Annotated in this window: 15 protein-coding genes; 9 read left to right on the plus strand and 6 right to left on the minus strand. The window is 72.5% G+C overall.

What is annotated here, in order from left to right; genetic code table 11:
• Positions 1 to 107 precede the first annotated feature (107 nt).
• A complete protein-coding gene (locus tag ACZ38L_RS12985) occupies positions 108 to 1643 on the minus strand; it encodes a chitinase (RefSeq protein WP_465692155.1) in 1536 nt (511 codons plus the stop codon).
• Positions 1644 to 2000: 357 nt separating this feature from the next.
• Here ACZ38L_RS12985 and ACZ38L_RS12990 point away from each other — a divergent pair, with 357 nt between their 5' ends.
• From ACZ38L_RS12990 to ACZ38L_RS13015, 6 genes are all read left to right on the plus strand, one after another.
• Positions 2001 to 2795: an isoprenyl transferase gene (locus ACZ38L_RS12990; RefSeq protein ID WP_465692157.1), complete on the plus strand. Its 795-nt coding sequence runs from the start codon at positions 2001 to 2003 to the stop codon at positions 2793 to 2795.
• 192 nt (positions 2796 to 2987) lie between these two features.
• Positions 2988 to 4322 (plus strand): PhoH family protein, encoded by a 1335-nt coding sequence (locus tag ACZ38L_RS12995; RefSeq protein ID WP_396557952.1) that lies wholly within the window; start codon positions 2988 to 2990, stop codon positions 4320 to 4322.
• A 392-nt stretch (positions 4323 to 4714) separates the two neighbouring features.
• The gene (locus ACZ38L_RS13000; protein WP_396557950.1) at positions 4715 to 5461 is read left to right on the plus strand and encodes an aggregation-promoting factor C-terminal-like domain-containing protein; all 747 of its coding nucleotides are present in this window, start codon (positions 4715 to 4717) and stop codon (positions 5459 to 5461) included.
• 169 nt (positions 5462 to 5630) lie between these two features.
• Positions 5631 to 6980 (plus strand): AI-2E family transporter, encoded by a 1350-nt coding sequence (locus ACZ38L_RS13005; protein WP_465692159.1) that lies wholly within the window; start codon positions 5631 to 5633, stop codon positions 6978 to 6980.
• A 9-nt stretch (positions 6981 to 6989) separates the two neighbouring features.
• Complete coding sequence (locus ACZ38L_RS13010; RefSeq protein WP_465692161.1) at positions 6990 to 8369, plus strand: AAA family ATPase; 1380 nt, start codon at positions 6990 to 6992, stop codon at positions 8367 to 8369.
• Positions 8366 to 9175: an HNH endonuclease family protein gene (locus ACZ38L_RS13015; protein WP_465692163.1), complete on the plus strand. Its 810-nt coding sequence runs from the start codon at positions 8366 to 8368 to the stop codon at positions 9173 to 9175. Before ACZ38L_RS13010 ends, ACZ38L_RS13015 begins: the two co-directional genes overlap by 4 nt.
• On the opposite strand, the gene ahpD is transcribed toward ACZ38L_RS13015, so the two are convergent.
• Positions 9111 to 9641, minus strand: a complete 531-nt coding sequence (ahpD, locus tag ACZ38L_RS13020) for an alkylhydroperoxidase, AhpD family (protein WP_396557942.1) — start codon at positions 9639 to 9641, stop codon at positions 9111 to 9113. The genes ACZ38L_RS13015 and ahpD overlap by 65 nt on opposite strands.
• A 2-nt stretch (positions 9642 to 9643) precedes the next feature.
• Positions 9644 to 10195 (minus strand): peroxiredoxin, encoded by a 552-nt coding sequence (locus tag ACZ38L_RS13025; protein ID WP_465692165.1) that lies wholly within the window; start codon positions 10193 to 10195, stop codon positions 9644 to 9646.
• A gap of 202 nt (positions 10196 to 10397) precedes the next feature.
• On the opposite strand from ACZ38L_RS13025, the gene ACZ38L_RS13030 reads away from it, so the two are divergent.
• Positions 10398 to 11279, plus strand: coding sequence for a LysR substrate-binding domain-containing protein (locus ACZ38L_RS13030; protein ID WP_465692167.1), 882 nt, complete (start codon positions 10398 to 10400; stop codon positions 11277 to 11279).
• Positions 11280 to 11286: 7 nt separating this feature from the next.
• On the opposite strand, the gene ACZ38L_RS13035 is transcribed toward ACZ38L_RS13030, so the two are convergent.
• Entirely contained in the window at positions 11287 to 13062 is a 1776-nt protein-coding gene (locus ACZ38L_RS13035; protein WP_465692169.1) for a SpoIIE family protein phosphatase, read from the minus strand.
• Between the two features lie 721 nt (positions 13063 to 13783).
• On the minus strand, positions 13784 to 16768 hold the full coding sequence (locus ACZ38L_RS13040) for an AfsR/SARP family transcriptional regulator (RefSeq protein WP_465692171.1): 2985 nt from the start codon (positions 16766 to 16768) through the stop codon (positions 13784 to 13786).
• A 212-nt stretch (positions 16769 to 16980) separates the two neighbouring features.
• On the opposite strand from ACZ38L_RS13040, the gene ACZ38L_RS13045 reads away from it, so the two are divergent.
• The gene (locus tag ACZ38L_RS13045) at positions 16981 to 17208 is read left to right on the plus strand and encodes a hypothetical protein (RefSeq protein WP_465692173.1); all 228 of its coding nucleotides are present in this window, start codon (positions 16981 to 16983) and stop codon (positions 17206 to 17208) included.
• 72 nt (positions 17209 to 17280) lie between these two features.
• Here ACZ38L_RS13045 and ACZ38L_RS13050 read toward each other — a convergent pair whose 3' ends face one another.
• Positions 17281 to 18951 (minus strand): fumarate hydratase, encoded by a 1671-nt coding sequence (locus ACZ38L_RS13050; protein ID WP_465692175.1) that lies wholly within the window; start codon positions 18949 to 18951, stop codon positions 17281 to 17283.
• 163 nt (positions 18952 to 19114) lie between these two features.
• Here ACZ38L_RS13050 and ACZ38L_RS13055 point away from each other — a divergent pair, with 163 nt between their 5' ends.
• Positions 19115 to 19816 (plus strand): DUF1707 SHOCT-like domain-containing protein, encoded by a 702-nt coding sequence (locus ACZ38L_RS13055; RefSeq protein ID WP_465692177.1) that lies wholly within the window; start codon positions 19115 to 19117, stop codon positions 19814 to 19816.
• The last annotated feature ends 82 nt before the right edge of the window (positions 19817 to 19898 follow it).

Genomic DNA, 19898 nt, shown 5'->3' on the forward strand with positions numbered 1-19898 from the left:
GCGTGGCCCCTCCCCTCCCCCCTTCCCCCCCCCCCCCCCCCCCCCCCCCCCCCCGCCCCCCCCCCCCCCCCGCCCCCCCCCCCGCGGCCGGAGTGCCGCGGCCGGAGTCAGGGCATGGCGTGGACGTGGGCGCCCACGTTGGTGGAGAAGTCGTCGCCGCCCGCGGCATCCCAGTTGGTGGACCAGGTCATCGCGCCGCGGATGGTGGGCCACTTGGCCGGCGGGACGAAGCTGCCGCAGTGGGTGCCGGTGGCCAGGCAGTCCAACGCGTCGTCCACCACCGTGGAGTTCACGTAACCGCCGCCCGCCGCCCTGGCGGAGGCCGGCACGCCGATGCCGACCTGGGACGGGTCGAGGCCGCCCTCGATGTGGGTGCAGATCTGGCTGGTGATGAAGTCGACCGTGCCCTGGTTGTAGACCTTGCCGCCGCAGCCGTTCATCCCACCGGAGTTGTAGAACTGGGTGTTGACGACGGTCAGGATGTCCTTGGTGGCGAGCGCCAGTTGGAAGTAGTCGCCGCTGGTGTTGTACATGTCGATGGTCTGCGGGGCCATGGTGAGGACGAAGCCCGGGCCGACCTCGGCCGCCAGGGTGTGCAGGGCCTGCGCCAGGTAGGTCGGGTTGACGCCGTTCTCCAGGTCGATGTCGATGCCGTCGAAGCCGTACTGCCGGATCAACGCGTAGGCGCTGCTCGCGAAGTTGGCGGCGGAGCTGGCGTCGGCGACGGTGACCGCGCCGTTCTGGCCGCCGACCGAGAGGACGACCTTCTTGCCGGCCGCGTGCTTGGCGGCGATGTCGGCCTTGAACTGGGCGTCGGTGTAGCCGCCGAGGTTGGTGGCGAGGGTCGGGTCGAGGGCGAAGGTGATGCCGCCGGGCTTGGTCGGGTCGGCGTTGGCGAAGGAGACCGCGATGATGTCGTAGGCGCTCTGCACGTCGGCGAGCTTCTGGTCGGTGGCGCCGTTGTCGAAGTCCTGCCAGTAGCCGGTCAGCAGGTGCTTGGGCAGGCCGGTCGACGGGGGAGCGCTGGTCGGCGTGGGCGTGGGCGTGGGCGTTGGTGTCGGGGTCGGTGTGGGCGTCGGCGTCGGGGTGGGCGTGGGCGTTCCGGATCCGCCCGGTCCGGTCAGCGTGATGTCGTCCGCGCCGTACGTGCCCTGTCCGTACCACCCGTGCACGTACACCGTGACGCTGGTGGTGCCGGCCCCGGTGGTGAAGGTGCTGCTCAGCTGGTTCCAGCCGGTCTGGTCCGACCAGCTGCTCGGGTCCGTCCCACCGGTTCCGCTCGCGCCCAGGTAGACGTACGGGCCCTCCACCCAACCAGCCAGCGTGTACGTGGAGTTGGGCTGGACCGCGATGGTCTGGCCGCACTGCGCGGTGTCCGCGCCGGTCGGCACGCCCTGTAGCGCGTAGGAGCCGGAGTGCACCGGCGTGGAGACCGCGCTCGCGCTGCCAGTGCAACTCCAACCGGCCGGGGTGCCGGTCTCGAAACCGCCGTTGGCCACCAGGTCGCCCACCGCGGCGCCGGCCGGCCCGGCGGTGAGCGCCAGGCCGGCGCCGGCCAGCACGAGCGCGGTGGAGCCGGCGGTGAGCGCCGGCAGGACGCGCCGGCGTCGGCGGTGGGCGGGGGAGACGACCGTACGGTCCATGGGGTTTCTCCTGGAGGAGGAGGGGGAGCCGCCGCGGTGGGGGCGCGGCGGCTCCGGGTGGGGGAGGAGGGAACGGCGCGGGAAGACGCCCGGGAGCGAGGGTGGTTGGCCGTCCAACCACGTGTCGAACAAGTTGGACTAGACCAATGCCGAGCGTCAAGGAGCGGTCGCCCGCCTTTACCCGCCCTTGAGGATCCGGAGACCTCGCCGTGTCCGTCCGGCGTTCTCGCGACGACGGCTCCACACCATCCCCACCTGCTGCTTTCCCGTCGACTGCACCGCCGGAGTAGGCTTCCTCCGGACCCAGCGCGGAGAGTGCCAGGGCCAGGGGGTACGAGCTCGGAGGGGCTGAACGTCATGGGTCTGCGCGATGTCGTCGACCGCACGCCGGGTCTGCGCACCCTGCTGGGCGGCATGTACAACCTCTACGGTCAGCGGGTCGAGGCCCATCTCGGGCGCACCCCGCACCACGTCGGCGTGATCATGGACGGCAACCGCCGCTGGGCGAAGGCGGCCGGCGGTTCGACCGCCTTCGGTCACCAGCGCGGCGCCGACAAGATCAAGGAGTTCCTCGGCTGGTGCGACGAGACCCGGATCGAGGTGGTCACCCTCTGGATGCTCTCCACCGACAACCTCTCCCGCCCGGCGGACGAGCTGGTCCCGTTGCTGCGGATCATCGAGGACGCGGTGACCGGTCTCGCCGACGCCCAGAAGTGGAAGGTCAACCCGATCGGCACGCTCGATGTGCTGCCGCCGAAGACCGCCGAGATCCTGAAGAGTGCCGCGGCCGCCACCGAGCACCTGGAGGGCATCACCGTCAACGTCGCCGTCGGTTACGGCGGCCGGCACGAGATCGCGGACGCGGTCCGCTCGCTGCTGCAGGAGCATGCCGAGCGTGGCACCACGATCGAGGAGCTGGCCGAGATCCTCGACGTCGAGCACATCGCCGAGCGCCTCTACACCAAGGGCCAGCCCGACCCCGACCTGGTCATCCGCACCTCGGGTGAGCAGCGGCTCTCCGGCTTCCTGCTCTGGCAGAGCGCGCACAGCGAGTTCTACTTCTGCGAGGCCTACTGGCCGGCCTTCCGCAAGGTCGACTTCCTGCGCGCGCTGCGCGCCTACGAGGAGCGGCACCGCCGCTACGGCGGCTGACCTTCCGTCGCCCCCTACCCCCGGCGCCGGCGTGGACAAACGTTCATCCGGAGTGATCTCGGAGTTCGCCTGGCCGGGCATGCCCGACCCGCCGTCAGGGAATAGACATGGCAGACCGGCACCCTGGCACCAACGGGGTCGCGGGGGCCGGTGAGCCGCGGGTGACGCAGGGTCGCCCGCCCTGGAGGCCTAGTGGTCAGTTCCAAGAGCCGCCGGACACCAGACCGGCGCACGTACGTCCTTGACACCAGTGTGCTCCTGGCCGACCCGCTCGCCATGACGCGCTTCGAGGAGCACGAGGTGGTCCTCCCGGTGGTCGTGGTGACCGAGCTGGAGGCCAAGCGGCACCACCCCGAGCTGGGGTACTTCGCCCGCCAGGCCCTGCGCCTGCTCGACGACTACCGGATCCGGTACGGCCGGTTGGACGAGCCGATCCCGGTCGGTGAGATCGGCGGCTCGATCCGGGTCGAGCTGAACCACTCCGACACCTCGCTGCTCCCGGCCGGCTACCGGCTCGGCGGCGGGGAGGCGGACACCCGGATCCTGGCGGTCGCCCGCAACCTGCAGGCGGAGGGGTACGACGTCACGGTCGTCTCCAAGGACCTGCCGATGCGGATCAAGGCGAGCGCGGTCGGGCTGCTCGCCGAGGAGTACCGCGCCGAGCTGGCGATCACCTCCGGCTGGACTGGAATGTCCGAACTGCCCGTCTCCGGCGATCAGGTGGACGCGCTGTTCAGCGCGCCGCACGAGGCCGCCCTCGAGGTCGACGGTGCCGAGGAGCTCCCGGTCCACACCGGACTGGTGCTCAGCTCGGAGCGCGGCCGGGCGCTCGGGCGGGTGACCGTGGACGGCCGGGTCCGGCTGGTCCGCGGTGACCGCGAGGCGTTCGGGCTGCGCGGCCGCAGCGCCGAGCAGCGGGTCGCCCTGGACGTGCTGCTCGACCCCGAGGTCGGCATCGTCTCGCTCGGTGGCCGGGCCGGCACCGGCAAGTCCGCGCTGGCGCTCTGCGCCGGCCTGGAGGCGGTACTGGAGCGCCGGCAGCACCGCAAGGTGATGGTGTTCCGGCCGCTGTACGCGGTCGGCGGCCAGGAGCTCGGCTATCTGCCGGGCTCCGAGTCGGAGAAGATGAGCCCCTGGGCCCAGGCGGTCTTCGACACCCTCGGGGCGGTCACCACCCCGGCGGTGATCGAGGAGGTGATCTCCCGCGGGATGCTGGAGGTGCTGCCGCTCACCCACATCCGGGGCAGATCGCTGCACGACGCCTTCGTGATCGTCGACGAGGCCCAGTCGCTGGAGCGGAACGTGCTGCTCACGGTGCTCTCCCGGATCGGCCAGGGCTCGCGGGTGGTGCTCACCCACGACGTCGCCCAGCGGGACAACCTGCGGGTCGGTCGGTACGACGGCGTGGTCGCCGTAGTGGAGAAGCTGAAGGGGCACCCGCTCTTCGCGCACATCACCCTCACGCGCTCCGAGCGCTCCCCGATCGCCGCTCTGGTGACCGAGATGCTGGAGGACATCCAGCCCTAGCGGGTCGGGTGGTGGGATACGAACGATCCGTCCGTCTTCGGCGTTCTGGCCGATCGCGGGCGGATCGTCATGACATCGCACCGCAGTTGACCCAGTGGCGGCCCAACTCGCGCCCGGGCGAAGGATGTGAGCTTCGCCACGCAACCGGGAATTGCGCTGGCGCGTCCGCTTGCGGCATGGTGTGGGTTCTGTCAGGCCCCGCGTACGGACCGGCTGTTGGCTGACAACTGAATATCGCAGGACCGTACGCCGCCCGATTTCCTCGTCCGCACCGGCCTCGCCGGAGTGGACGCCGGGCCCGTGCCTCCCGTGACCAGCACAGGTGGAGGCCAGCGACCAGGGGCATGTTGCGCCCGCACGGTCACGCGTGGGCGACGCTGGAAGGAAACCATGTGACTCGGATCTCGGTCCGGGGAGTCGCTGTGGCCTCCGCCACCGCCGTCACCGCCGTCGGTGCCGTGGTGGGCGTGGCCTCGGGCAGCGAGGGCGCGACCCCCCAGGCGGTCGACGTCGCGGGCGCCAGCCTGCTCGCCGACGTTCCCTCAGCCGCCCAGGCACAGACCATCAGCGACAACTTCACCGCCCAGGCCACCGCGCAGCAGGTGGCGGCCGACGCGGCGGCCACCAAGGCCGCCCAGGAGGCCGCTCGGGTGCAGGCGGCAGCCGACGCGCAGGCGAAGGCCGACGCGGACAAGGCCGCCGCGCAGGCCCAGGCGCAGGCCCAGGCCGCCGCTGCCGCACAGGCCCAGGCGCAGGCCCAGGCCGCCGCCGCGGCCAAGGCCAAGTCCGCGATGTCCGCCACGGACGACTCCGCCTCCTCCGACTCGGCCCCGACGATCTCGGTCAGCCCGGGCTCGGTCCAGGCCATCGCGCAGCAGATGATCGGCGACAGCACCCAGTTCCAGTGCTTCAGCAACATCGTCACGCGCGAGAGCGGTTGGAACTACCAGGCGACCAACGCCGGCTCCGGCGCCTACGGTCTGGTCCAGGCGCTGCCCGGCTCCAAGATGGCCTCGGCCGGCGCGGACTGGCGGACCAACCCCGCCACCCAGATCAAGTGGGGGCTCGGCTACATGAACAGCCGTTACGGCAGCCCCTGCGACGCCTGGTCGTTCTGGCAGGCGCACAGCTGGTACTAGGTCCGGCCGACCGGCCTCGAAACCGTCATACCGTGCCAGCCCCCGGCCCCCAGGCCGGGGGCCACGCGGTTTTGGGGCCCGCTGCCATGATCGGCCCCGGGCCCGGGTAGCGTCATCCCCGGGTGCCCTGCCTGGGTGACCAGGATGGCGATCGGGAGGACGGACCGGGATGGCACGCGGTGAGCGGGGACTCAAGGCGATCAGAGCCTTGGCCGCGGGGACCTCGTCGATAGCGGCCCGGGCCGCCGCCGGGCTGGAGGAGCGCCGACGCGCCGCCATCGTGGCCGAGCCCGTACCACCGGAGCCGGTCCCCGCGCCGCGGGCCGCCGCGCCCGCCGGCTACCAGTCGCCGCCGGTCCGTGACTCGCACCTCGGCCGGCCCGCCAAGCCGGCCGACGCGGTGCCGTGGGGCCTGCGGGTCGCCGCCGAGTCGGCCTGGCGACTGCTGTTGCTCGGCGCCGTGCTCTACGTGATCTTCGACGTGGTCGACATGTTGCGGCTGGTCGCCTTCGCGGTGCTGGCCGGCCTGCTGATCTCGGCGCTGCTCGAACCCACGGTCTCCTGGCTGCGCCGGCACGGGGTGCCGCGCTCGCTCGCCGCGGCCGGCACCTTCCTGGCCGGGCTGGCCGGGATCGGGCTGGTCGGCTGGTTCGTGGTCTGGCAGGTGACCACCAACATCTCGGCGGTCTCCGCGCGGGCCCAGACGGGTGTCGAGACCCTGCACAACTGGCTGGTCAAGGGCCCGATGCACGTGACGCCCCAGCAGATCACCCAGTTCACCCACCAGATCCAGACCGCGATCGGCAACAACTCGCAGCAGATCACCTCGCTCGGTTTCACCGGGGTGAGCATCGCCATCGAGGTGCTGACCGGGGTGCTGCTGACCATCTTCACCACCTTCTTCCTGCTCTACGACGGCGCGCGGATCTGGAACTGGGCGCTGCGCGGGCTGCCCCGGCAGTCCCGCTACGCGATGGCCGGCGCCGGGCCGAAGGCCTGGGCGACGCTCACCGCGTACGTCCGGGGCACGGTCTTCGTCGCCTTCATCGACGCGCTCTGCATCGGGATCGGGATCCAACTGCTCGGCGTGCCGCTGGCCATGCCGCTGGCGGTGATCATCTTCCTCGGGGCGTTCGTCCCGCTGGTCGGGGCGCTGGTCACCGGCACGCTGGCGGTGCTGATCGCGCTGGTGACCAAGGACGTGTACACCGCCGGGATGGTGCTGGTGGTGCTGGTGGCGGTCCAGCAGATCGAGGGACACCTGTTGCAGCCGCTGATCCTGGGCCGGGCGGTCCGGGTGCACCCGCTGGGCGTGGTGCTCGGCGTCGCGTCCGGGTCGATCATCGGCGGGATCGGCGGGGCGATCGTGGCGGTGCCGCTGATCGCGGTGACCAACACGGTGGTCGGCTACCTGCGGCAGCGCAACGCGGCCGGGCACGAGGTGTTCGTCGCGCTGGAGGCGGCCCAGGAGGCGGCGGTTCTGCACGAGCACTCCCCGGAGGCCCCCGCCGACTCCTAAAGTGGCGTCATGTATGTCACCAGGCTGGGCATCTCGGGCATCCGCGGTTTCACGCCGGCCCGCGAGGTACGGCAGCTGGAGCTTCCGCAGGCCGGCTGGACGGTACTGGCCGGGCGGAACGGCTCCGGCAAGACCACGCTGCTGCGCGCGCTGGCGCTGGCGCTCGGCGGCCCGGCGGTGGCCCGCAGCCTGGTCAGCGACTTCTCCGGGTGGATCACGGCGGGGGAGAGCACCGGCTGGGTGCAGGCCTTCGTCCGGCCGGACTGGACGGTGGACCGGCTGGCGGGCAGCGGCAAGGCGCCCAAGTACGACCTGCGGCTCGGGCTGGAGTGGCGGCTGCCGGCGCCGGGGGCCGCACCGGCCGGCTACGGCCTGCCCGGGTTCGCGCCGTTCGGCCCGGGCCCGCGCCCGGAGCTGACCGCCTTCGGCTCGACCAACCCCGAGCGCGGGCCCTGGGCGGAGAACCCGCGCGGCTGGTTCTTCGCCGGCTACGGCCCGTTCCGCCGGCTGCTCGGCGGCTTCGGGGAGAGCCAGCGGCTGATGCTCTCGGCTGGTCCGGTCGGCCGGCTGGCCACCCTGTTCCACGAGGAGGCCTCGCTCGCCGAGGGCGTCTCCTGGCTGGTCGACCAGCACGTCCGCCGCCTGGAGGGGCGCCCCGGGGCGCAGGAGGCGCTGGACGTGGTGACCGCGCTGCTCTCGGACGGTCTGCTGCCGGACGGCTTCGCGGTCTCCCGCGTGGACTCGGACGGACTCTGGGTCCGCCGGGCCGGACGGGGTGCCGAGGACCAGCAGGTCGACGGGCCCGACTTCCCACTCCGGGAGATGAGCGACGGCTACCGCACGGTGGCGGCGTTGGTGCTCGACCTGGTCCGGCAGTTCCAGTCCGCCTACGGCAGCCTGCCGCTGGACGGGTCGGGCGCGATCACGCTGCCCGGCGTGGTGCTGATCGACGAGGTCGACGCCCACCTGCACGTCAGCTGGCAACAGCGGATCGGCCCGTGGCTGAAGGCGCACTTCCCCCGCGTGCAGTTCATCGTCTCCACCCACAGCCCGTACATCTGCCAGGCGGCCGACCCGGGCGGGCTGATCCGGGTAGCGGGGGCGGACGAGGACTTCCCGCCGCAGCCGGTCGGCGAGGAACTGCACCGCCGGATCGTCTACGGCAGCGGCGACGACGCGGTGCTCTCCGAGCTGTTCGGCCTGGAGTCGCCCTACTCGGAGCAGGCCGAGGACGCCCGGCGGCGACTCGGCGACATCGAGGGGCGGGTGCTGGCCGGCGACTCCAGCGACGAGGAGCTGGCCGAGTACCAGGAGCTGAGCGAGAAGCTGATGAGTTCGCTCTCCGCCCGGGTGGACGAGGTCTCGGCCCGGCTCGGGCGGCGCGGGTGATCCCGCTCCAGCGCGGGGAACTGCCCGAGGAACTGGCCGCCCGGCTGGCCGCCCGGACCGAGCGGCTGGCCGACCGGGGCGGCGGGGCGCGCGAGCTGTGGCGCGACAGCCGGACCGTGCGCCGGGAGCTGAGCGTGCACCTGGTCGCGATGGCCTCCGGGCTGTCCCGCTGCATGTACTGCGGGGACAGCGAGGGCACCAGCATCGACCACTTCCAGCCGATCGCGATGGCGCCGATGCGCGCCTTCGACTGGCTGAACCACCTCTGGGCCTGCGCGTTCTGCAACAGCAACCAGAAGCGCGACCTCTACCCGACCGACCGGCACGGCGAGCCGCTCCTGATCGACCCGACCGCCGACGAGCCCGCCGAGCACCTGGACCTGGTGCTGGCCACCGGCGCCTACCGCCCGCGCTCGCCCAAGGGCCGCGAGACGATCCAGATCTTCGGGCTGGACCGCCCGGTGCTGGAGCGCGGCCGGGCCCAGGCGTACGTGCGCTGCCGCTCGATGCTGCGCGACCTGGCCCACCTGGAGGCGCTGGACGAGCAGGCCGAGGCGGCCGCGGTCGCCCACGCGCTGGCGGTGCAGCCGTTCGCCGACGTCCTCTACGCGATGCTGCGGCTGCGCGGGGCGCCGCGGGCGGCGCTGGTCTTCGGGCCGGAGGCGGTGGCCGGGCTGGAGCTGCTGGCACGCCGAAGCCCCCGCTCCGGGGAGCGGGGGCCTCGGACGGAGCCGGGTCAGGTCAGACCAGCTGGGCCTCGGCGTCCAGCACGGACGCCACGGCCTGGATCACCGCAGCGATCTTGAACGCGGCCTGGATCGTCTCACGCGAGACCCCGGCCTTGCTCAGCACCTGCTCGTGCGAGTCGAGGCACATGCCGCAGCCGTTGATCGCGGAGACCGCCAGCGACCAGAGCTCGAAGTCGAGCTTCTCCACGCCGGGCGCGGCGATGAAGTTCATCCGCAGTCCGGCCCGCAGGTTGCCGTACTCCTTGTCGGAGAGCAGGTGCACCGTGCGGTAGTAGACGTTGTTCATCGCCATGATGGCGGCGGCGCCCTTGGCCGCGTTGTACGCCTGCTCGGAGAGGATCTCCTTGGCCTGCGGCTCCAGCTCGCTCAGCACGGCCTTGCTGCCGGTGGCCATCGCGCAGGAGAGCACGGTGCCCCAGAGCTGCTGCTCGGGCAGCGTCGAGTTGCCGATCAGGGCGCTCAGGTTGAGCTTGAGGTCCTTGGCGTACTCGGGGAGCGCGGCCTTCAGTTCGTCGAGCGCCATGGTCAGCCGGCCAGCAGGGCGGCAGCGTCCAGGGTGTCCTCGCCCTTGCTCCAGTTGCACGGGCAGAGCTCGTCGGTCTGCAGGGCGTCCAGCACCCGCAGGACCTCCTGCGGGTTGCGGCCGACCGAGCCGGCGGTGACCATGACGAACTGGATCTCGTTGTTCGGGTCCACGATGAAGACCGCGCGCTGGGCGGTGCCGTCCTCGGCCTGGACGCCGCAGGCCTGCATCAGCTCGTGCTTGATGTCGGCCAGCATCGGGAAGGGCAGGTCACGCAGGTCGGCGTGGTTCTTGCGCCAGGCGTGGTGGACGAACTCGGAGTCGCCGGAGACGCCCAGGATCTGCGCGTCGCGGTCCGCGAACTCCTCGTTCAGCTTGCCGAACGCGGCGATCTCGGTCGGGCAGACGAAGGTGAAGTCCTTCGGCCAGAAGAAGACGATCTTCCACTTGCCCTCGTAGGACTTGTGGTTGATGTCGGCGAAGGCGTTCGCGGCGTCGAGGTCCACGCAGGCCTTGAGGTCGAACTCGGGGAACTTGTCACCGATCGTGAGCACGTTCGCTTCTCCTGGTTTGGATGCTGAGGGGAGTGAGCCCGGGCGCCTGTGGTTCGACGGCCGGAACGTGATCAACCGTGCCATGACGCACACTGATCAGGGAAATAGCTAGACTCGTTCTCTCTGATCGGAGAGAGCTATCAGTACCCAGAACCCCAAGCCCCGCACCCCCAGCGTCGCCCAGCTCCGGGCCTTCCTGGCGGTGACTGAACACCTGCACTTCAGAGAGGCCGCGGCGGCCATCGGCACCAGCCAGCCGGCGCTCTCCGGCGCGGTCGCCGCGCTGGAGGAGTCGCTCGGCGCGCAGCTCGTCGAGCGTACGACGCGCAAGGTCATCATCACCCCCTTGGGGGGGCGCGTGGCCGGGCACGCCCGCCGGGTGCTGGCCGCGCTGACCGAGCTGACCGAGGAGGTCGAGGCGGCCCGCCGCCCGTTCACCGGCCCGCTGCACCTCGGGGTGATCCCCACCGTCGCGCCCTACCTGTTGCCCACGGTGCTGCGGCTGGTCCGGGACAGCTACCCCGAGCTCGAGCTCCACGTGCACGAGGAGCGTACCGCCGCGCTGCTGGACGGCCTGGCGGCCGGCCGGCTCGACCTGCTGCTGCTCGCGCTGCCCGGCGGAGGCTCGCCGCCGACCCGCGACATCCCGCTGTTCGACGAGGACTTCGTGCTGGTCACCCCGCCCGAGCACGAGCTGGCCGGGCGCACCGACGTCCCCCGGGAGGTGCTGCTCGACCTGGACGTGCTGCTGCTGGAGGAGGGCCACTGCCTGCGCGACCAGGCGCTGGACCTCTGCCGCGAGGTCGGCGCCGAGGCGGGCGGCACCACCCGGGCGGCCGGCCTCGGCACCCTGGTGCAGCTGGTGGCGGGCGGCCTCGGGGTCACCCTGCTGCCGGCCACCGCGCTGGAGGTGGAGGCCGGGCGCACCGGGCGGCTGGCCTCGGTGCGGTTCGCCCAGCCCGCGCCGGGGCGGCGGATCGGCCTGGCCACCCGGCCCGGCTCGGCCCGCGCCGCCGAGTACGACCGGTTCGCCGAGTCGCTGCGGGCGGTGCTCGCGGACCTGCCGGTCCGGCTGGTCCGCTGAGCCGGGTTCAGGGCAGCCGCTGCTCGAACCAGACCACCTTGCCGCCGCCGAGCCGGGTGGCACCCCAGCGCTCGGCGATCCGGGCGACCAGTTGCAGCCCCCGACCCCGTTCGTCCTGCGGCCCGGCCTGCCGGCGCCGGGGTAGCTGCGGGCTGTCGTCGCCCACCTCGCAGCGCAGCAGCGAGGTGCGCACCAGCCGCAGCGTGACCGGCCGGGTGGCGTGCTGGATCGCGTTGGTGACCAGCTCGCTGACCATCAGCTCGGCGCTCTCGGCCAGCGGCTCCAGCCCCCACCGGCGCAGCGCGTGGCCGGCCAGCCGGCGGGCCCGGCCCGGGGTCTCGTGCCGTGGCTGCAGGTACCAGAAGGCGACGTCCTCGGCCGGGATCCCGTCGAAGGCCGCGGCCAGCAGCGCGATGTCGTCGGCCCGGTCGCCCGGTGGCAGGATCCGCAGCGCCTCGTGGCAGAGCTGCTCGGGCGAGTGCTGGTGGGCGTCGGTCAGCCGGGCCCGCAGCCGCTCCAGCCCGTCGGTGATCGGCCGGCGTCGGGACTCCACCAGGCCGTCGGTGAAGAGCAGCAGGGCCGAGCCGGGCGGTGCGGGCAGCTCGGTGGAGCAGAAGTCGACCCCGCCGACGCCGATCGGCGCGCCGGCCGGCAGGTCGAGCAGCTCGGCCCGGCCGTCCGGGTGGACCAGCGCGGGTGGCATGTGGCCCGCGTTGGCGACCACGATCCGGTTGGCGATCGGGTCGTAGACCGCGTAGACGCAGGTGGCCAGGTGCTGCTCGCGGCCGAGCCGTTGGGCCTGCTCGTCCAGGTGGTAGAGCACCTCGTGCGGTGGCAGGTCGAGTGCGGCCAGGGTCTGCGCGCTGGTCCGCAGTTGGCCCATCACCGCCGCCGAGGTCAGCGAGTGGCCCATCACGTCGCCGACGATCAGCGCCATCCGGTTGCCCGGCAGCGGGACGGCGTCGTACCAGTCGCCGCCCACCTGGGCGTCGCTCTCGCCCGGGAGGTAGCGGTGGGCCAGCCGGACGCCGTACTGCTGCGGCAGGCGGGCGGGCAGCATGCTGCGCTGCAGCCGGTCGGCGATCTCCGACTCCCGCGTGTAGCGCAGCGCGGTGTCCAGCGCGAGGCCGGCCACGGTGGCGAGCTGGGCCGCGGTGTGGCTGTCGGCGCTGTCGAAGTGGGCGGGGACGCCCGCGTCGCGCTGGGGGCGGCGGACCAGCACCAGCAGCCCGAGCACCGCGCCGCGCCCGTGCAGCGGCAGTGCGAGCAGCGCGGTGCCGGGGGCCAGCGCGCGCAGCGCCCGGGGGCCGTACAGCTCGGCGAAGAGCGGGCGCAGCCGCTCGCCGTCCGGGTCGCCCAGCACCAGCGGCCCGACCGGGGCCTGCTGACGCAGCGTCGCGGCCAGTGCCCCGCCCGGCGCGGCGGTCACCGTCGGACGGCCGCGGCCCAGCCTGGTGCCCTCGGCCCGGTGCAGCCGCAGTGCGCCGGGTGGGCGGCTGCGGTCCCGCCCGCCCGCCGGGGCCGGCTCGCGCAGGTGCACCAGGGCGGCGTCGGCCAGCGCCGGGACCAGCACCCGGACCAGGCCGCGGACCGGGCCGGCCGGGTCCAGGCTGCCGTTGATCAGCCGGGTGGCGTCGTTGAGGTAGGCCATCCGCTCGTCCAGGGCCCGGCGGACCCGGAGGTTGAGCGGGACGGCCGGCGGGCCCGGCCGCCGGGGCGGTGGGCGGCGCGGGGGCGGCACGGCGGGCGGGCGGCCGGCCTGGGGGATCGGATGGTCGCGCACGGCTGCCTGTTCTTACCGGTCGTGGGGGCGGGAGGGGCCGGGCAGTGGCCCGGTGGCGGTGAGGCGGCGGCTCGGATCGCCGGTGCCGTGGTCGGCCTTCGGCACCCCGGCCGTCCGGCCCGGAGTCACGCCCGGGGCGGGCCCTGATATCTGTCCCGTCGTCACGATTGAGAGGCACCTTTCCCCTGGCCACCGGCCGCTGCCCACGACCGCGGTGTCCCGCTCGCCGCGTCCCGCGGTGTCCCGCGTCTCCTCACCCGCTCCGGTCCATACCACTGTCCGGATATCGATCGGCGTGCGCCGATCAGCCCCGCATCAGCCATCCGGCCTCTGAGAATATGCGTGATCAGAGCGGTGCGCAGTCGGTTTCCGGCCAACTCCTGGCTGATCGGATGAATATGCCCGGCACATCGAAGCACGATGGGGTGGGTGAGGGGGGTGCGCGGCCCACCGCACGCCGCGCGACCGGCCCACGGGCCCGCCGAGATCTCGTTTATCGAACGTCAATCGCCGGGTGTCAGAGTCTTCTCAGCGCCGGGGAAGCGCAGAGAGGTGCTCCCGCAGCCGGGGGGCTGCGGGGTCACCACTCTTCCGGGGGGAACAAGCGCTTTCCGCAACACGGGGGAGCCGGAGGCCGACGGGGAGCCTCCGGGTGGGTGGGTCCGGGAGTCACGGGGGCTCCCGGCACCACCGATACCGGGAGCCACGGGGGATCCCGGCATCACGGCGCGGGGGTGGCGGGAGGCTCGGTGTGCTGATCGTCGATGAGGTCCTGGACGTGCCGGGCCTCGGGCACACCGAGCCGTGTGAAGATGCCGAGGGCCGCGCGGAGCCGGTCCAGGCCGACCGTCCGGTCGCCGAGCCGGAGCAGCGCCTCGCCGGAGGCGGCCGCCACCAGGCCCTGCAGATAGGCGTTCTCCACCTCCTGGGCGATCGGCTCCGCCTCCGCGGCGGCCAGCGCGGCCTCGTCGGCCCGGCCGGCCTTCAGCAGGCAGCCCGCCAACCGGGCCAGTGAAAGGCCTTCCCAGAAGGGCTGTTGCTGCTCCTGATAGCGCTGGCGCGCCTCCAACAAATGCACCGCAGCTTGCGCGGGCGAGCCCACCGAGCCCAGCACGACGCCAAGTTGGTAGAGCGAGTCGGTGATGCAGTAGGCGTTGCCGGAGGGCCGTGCGGTGGCCAGCGCGGCCTCGGCCGACTCGATCGCCAACTCCCGCTGCCCCAAGGCGAGGTGAGCCCTGGCCATGTTGCCCAGCACGCGCGCCTCGCTGCTCTTGGCGGCCAGGCTGCGGAGGATGTCGCGCGCCTCGCCGAAGGTGAGCAGGGCCTGCTCCGGGCGGCTCGTGGCGACCAGGACGGTGCCCAACAGGCTGGCTACTGTGGACCGCAGGATCGGCGTCTCGGTCCGGCTCAGCAGTTCCAGGCACTCCCGCAGGGCGGCCTCCGAGCCGGGGTAGTCGCCGGCCATGTGGCGGGCCACGCCGACCGCGAAGCGTACTCGGGCGATTGCCTGGTCATCGGCCTGGGTCAGCGCGCCGCGCTCGGCGGCCTCCAGGATCTGCTGGATCCGGTCCCCGTGCAGCCGCTCCTCGACCAGCGAGCGGAGCGTGATCAGCACGTCGATACCGCGGCGCATCAGCTCTGCGGAGTCGGTGCCGGCGCCGGTCCGCTCGATGGTGGCCAGCAGCAGTGGGAACTCGGTGCGCAGCCAGCCGCGGGCCGTGGCGGTGCTCTCGAAGCGGATCCCGGGGTGCTCGGGGTGGTGCAGCGCCTCGGCCAGCAGGTCGTCCGGCTCCAGGGTCTGCGCGGCGTTGCGCAGGGTCGCGAGCAGCAGGTCGAGCAGCCGCAGCAGCCCGGCCTGCTCGTCCTCCTGAGCATGCGTCTTCTCGGCCTGCTTGCGCGCGAAGAGCCGCAGCAGGTCGTGGTAGCGGTAGCGGCCGGGGCTGAAGCACTCCAGCATGTTGGCCTCGACCAGCGCCTCGGCCAGCTCCTCGGCGCGCTCCTCGGAGCTGCCGAGCAGTGCGGCCACCGCGGGCAGGGGCAGGTCGGGGCTGTCCACCGAGGTCAGCAGCCGGAACGCCCGGGCCTCCTCGGGCTGCAGCTGGCCGTAGCCGAGCCCGAGGGTGGTCTCCACCGCCAGGTTGCCCAGCTGCAGCTCGTCCAGCCGGCGCCGCTGGTCCGCTAACCGCCGGGCCAGGTCCGAGACGCTCCAGCGCGGCCGGCTGGCCAGCCGGGCGGCGGCGATCCGGACCGCCAGCGGCAGGAATCCGCAGGCCTTCACCACGGCCAGGGCGGCCTCCGGCTCGGCCTCGATCCGGCGCCGGCCGACGATCGCCGCGAAGAGTTCGAGCGCCTCCTCGGGGCTCAGCTCCTCGACGTCCACCAAGTGCGCGCCGGGTAGCCCGGCCAGCCGGGAGCGGCTGGTCGCCAGCACCGCGCAGCCGGCCACGCCGGGAATCAGCGGGGCGACCTGCTCGACGTCGTGCGCGTTGTCCAGCATGATCAGCATCCGGCGCTCGGCCAGCAGCGAGCGGTAGAGCGCGACCCGCTGCTCGAACGACTCCGGGGGCTCGCCGGAGCCCAGCGCGTAGAGGAAGTCGCCGAGCACCACCGCGGGGTCGGCCGGAGTGGCACCGGCCCCGCGCAGGTCCACGTAGAGCTGCCCGTCCGGGAACTCGGCGCGGACGCTGTGTGCCACGTGCACCGCGAGGGTGGTCTTGCCGACACCGCCGATGCCGGCCAGCGAGGTGACCACCACGGCCTGCCCGGAGGCGCGTTGCAGGACCGCCCGCAGCTCGCCGACCAGTTCGGTGCGGCCGCTGAAGTCCGAGACGTCGGCCGGGAGTTGGGCTGGCGGGGTGGGCGGCGCGAGTGCTCCACTCTCGGCCGCCGGCGGGGGCGGCTCCGGCGGGGCGTACATCAGTGTCGGGTCGGCGGAGAGGATCCGCGAGTGCATGGCGGCGAGGCTGGCGCCGGGCTCCACGCCGAGGTCGTTGATCAGCAGCTTCCGGGTGGCCGCGTAGACGCTGAGCGCCTCGGCCTGCCGGCCGCTGCGGTAGAGCGCGAGCATCAGCAGCTCGCGCAGCCGCTCGCGCAGCGGGTGTTCGGTGGCGAGCGAGTTCAACTCGGCGGTGACCTCGGCGTGCAGGCCGGTGTCGAGCGCCGTCGCGAAGCGCTCCTCCAGCGCTGCCACCCGGCGCTCGCCGAGCCGCAGCCGCTGCGCGTCCGCGTACGGTCCGGGGATCCCGGCCAGTGGCTGACCGCTCCACAGGGTGAGTGCGGAGAGCAGCAGTCGGTGCGCGGCCGCCGGGTCGCCGTTCTGCCGGGCCTTGGTCGCCTCGGCGACCTGGGCGTCGAAGACCGCCAGGTCGAGGGCGGCCGCGGACACGCGTAGCGCGTAGCCGTCCCGGACCGAGACCAGCAGCTCGGCGGGCTTGCGGACCTCGCGGTCCGGCTCGATGACCGAGCGCAGCCGGGAGACGTAGGTGCGCAGCGCGGCGACCGCCTGTGGCGGCGGCCGGTCGCCCCACAGATCGTCCACCAACTCCTGGGTGGTGACCGGCCGTCCGCGGCGCAGCAGCAGCGAGGTCAGGATCGCCTGCTGCTGCGGGGATCCGAGGGCCAGCGCCTGCTCACCGCGCCAGGCCTGGACCGGACCGAGCACCTGGAAGCGCAGCACATCGCTGTGCGGCGTTACCTGAAGCTCCATGAGATCCCCCGAGGGTGGCGGTAATTCACCTGCAAAGTATGGCCCTCCGTGCTCAGTTGGACATCAGCGCAGCTGGGACGGGGTGCGGCCGACAGAGTGAGCATGGGGAGGGCTGTTTATAAGACATTTAACGATTCCTACAATACTGTCCTTCAGTCCGACTGGTCCCAGCCGGGCGGAGGCTGCGTGTCACGACTGGAAAGGCACCCGCAATGGCCGAAAACGAGAACTCGACTACTGCTTCCGAGGAGCCGGGAGCGTGGACGATCGCGGCCCCCGCGTCCGCGCAGGCCGTTGACCAGCAAGTGACGGACGCGGTGACGCAGGCCGTGACCGCCAATGGCACTGAGGAGGAGGTCGTGCCGACCGTGCCGGCCCAGGCCCAGCCGCTGCACGACGGCCCGACCCGGCCGCTTGGCCTGATCACGCCGAGTCCGTGACACGCCGTCCGAGGCAAACCGAACGTCCCGCACCGGAGTCTCCGGCGCGGGACGTTCGGCATTCGCGCGCCGCTACTGCGCCGAGCGCACCGGAATGTTGGTGATCAGCGGAGCCGTGTCGGTGGCCTCGGTGAAGAAGTCGTTGCCCTTGTCGTCGACCACCACGAAGGCCGGGAAGTCCTCGACCTCGATCCGCCAGACCGCCTCCATGCCCAGCTCGGCGTACTCCAGCACCTCGACCTTCTTGATGCAGTCCTGGGCGAGCCGGGCGGCCGGGCCACCGATCGAGCCGAGGTAGAAGCCGCCGTGCTTGGCGCAGGCGTCGGTGACCTGCTTGGAGCGGTTGCCCTTGGCGAGCATCACCATCGAGCCACCGGCGGCCTGGAACTGGTCGACGTAGGAGTCCATCCGGCCGGCCGTGGTCGGGCCGAACGAGCCGGAGGCGTAGCCCTCGGGGGTCTTGGCCGGGCCGGCGTAGTAGACCGGGTGGTCCTTGAGGTACTGCGGCATGCCCTCGCCCGCGTCCAGCCGCTCCTTGATCTTGGCGTGCGCGATGTCGCGGGCCACCACCAGGGTGCCGGTGAGCGACAGGCGGGTCTTCACCGGGTGCTTGGACAGCTCCGAACGGATCTGCGCCATCGGCTGGTTGAGGTCGATCCTGACCACCGCGTCGTCCAGGTGGGCGTCGGTGGTCTCCGGCAGGTACTTCGCCGGGTCGGTCTCCAGCTGCTCCAGGAAGACGCCCTCGGCGGTGATCTTGCCGAGCGCCTGGCGGTCGGCCGAGCAGGAGACGGCCATCGCGACCGGCAGCGAGGCGCCGTGCCGCGGCAGCCGGATCACCCGCACGTCGTGGCAGAAGTACTTGCCGCCGAACTGGGCGCCGATGCCGATCTTCTGGGTCAGCTCGAAGACCTTGGCCTCCAGCTCCAGGTCGCGGAAGCCGTGGCCGGTGGCCGCGTCGCCGGAGGTCGGCAGCTGGTCGAGGTAGTGCGCGGAGGCGTACTTGGCGGTCTTCAGCGCGAACTCGGCGCTGGTGCCGCCGACCACGATCGCCAGGTGGTACGGCGGGCAGGCGGCCGTGCCCAGCGAGCGGATCTTCTGCTCCAGGAAGGCCAGCATGCTCTTCTCGTTGAGAATCGCCTTGGTCTCCTGGTACAGGTACGACTTGTTGGCGCTGCCGCCGCCCTTGGCCATGAAGAGGAACTTGTACGCGTCGCCGTCGGTCGCGTACAGCTCGATCTGCGCCGGCAGGTTGGAGCCGGTGTTCTTCTCGTCCCACATGGTCAGCGGGGCCATCTGCGAGTAGCGCAGGTTGAGCTTGGTGTACGCGTCGAAGACGCCGCGGGCGATCGCGGCCTCGTCGCCGCCCGAGGTCAGCACGGACTGGCCGCGCTTGCCCATCACGATCGCGGTGCCGGTGTCCTGGCACATCGGCAGCACACCGCCGGCCGAGATGTTGACGTTCTTCAGCAGGTCCAGTGCCACGAAGCGGTCGTTCGGGCTGGCCTCCGGGTCGTCCAGGATCCGGCGCAGCTGGGCCAGGTGGGCCGGTCGCAGGTAGTGCGCGATGTCGTGCATCGCCTCGGCGGTGAGCAGCCGCAGCGCCTCCGGCTCGACCTGCAGGAAGCGCCGCCCGCCGGCCTCGAAGGTGCTGACGCCCTCGGAGGTCAGCTTGCGGTACGGGGTGGGGTCGGCCCCGAGCGGGAGGAGGTCGGAGTAGGCGAAGTCTGGCGTGGCTGCCATCGATGGTCCTTCACGGGGTGGAATCGGCTGCGTCGGCGAAGCGCCCTCCAGCGTAGAACGCCGGGGGGCGGGCCCGTGCGGGCAGGTGAGCCTGCGTGACGGGGCTCACTTCGTACCGGGAGAACACTCGTTCGTGACTTGCCGGACTGGCTAGGCTTGGGCCGTGGACAACACCCCGGCACAGGATCCGGCCGACCGCCAGCCCGTACCAATGAGCAAGCGCGCCGCGGAGCCGGTGGCTCCCGCCGAGCTGCGCGCCTCCGACGCCGACCGGGAACGGATCGTCGAGCTGCTGCGCGACGCCTTCGCCGAGGGTCGACTCAGTACCGAGGAACACGCCGAGCGGATCGACGCGGCTTACGCCGCCAAGACCCTGGGCGAGCTGGCCCCGCTCACCCGCGACCTGCCGAGCCACCCGTCGATGTCGGCGGCTCACCCGGCCCCCGGGTCGTCCCCGGCCGGCCCGCCACTGCCGGCGGCCCGGAACGAGAGCCCGACCGCGGTGGCGGTCTTCGGCGGGGTGACCCGCAAGGGGCGCTGGCGGGTCGGCTCGCACCTGAAGGTGGTGGCGGTCTTCGGCGGGGTGGAGCTGGACCTCAGCGACGCGGTCTTCGAGTCGCCCGAGGTGGTGATCGAGGTGAGCGCGGTCTTCGGCGGCGTGGAGATCAAGGTCCCGGAGAACGTGAGCCTCGTCGGCAGTGGCGCGGGGATCTTCGGCGGCTTCACGGTGCGTGAGCAGACGGCCGACGACCCGTACGCGCCGGTGGTCCGGGTCAAGGGTGCGGCCGTCTTCGGCGGCTGCGAGGCCAAGCCGCGCAAGGGCAAGAAGTTGACCGACTGGGTGCGCCGGCAGATCGGCGGCTGAGGGTCGGCCAGCCGGAGCCTCACGTTCCGTCAACTCGACCACCAGTGCTCGCGGTTGGGCGAGTGCAGACGGTGTCCGGGCG

It is taken from the genome of Kitasatospora sp. NPDC024654, assembly GCF_055559155.1.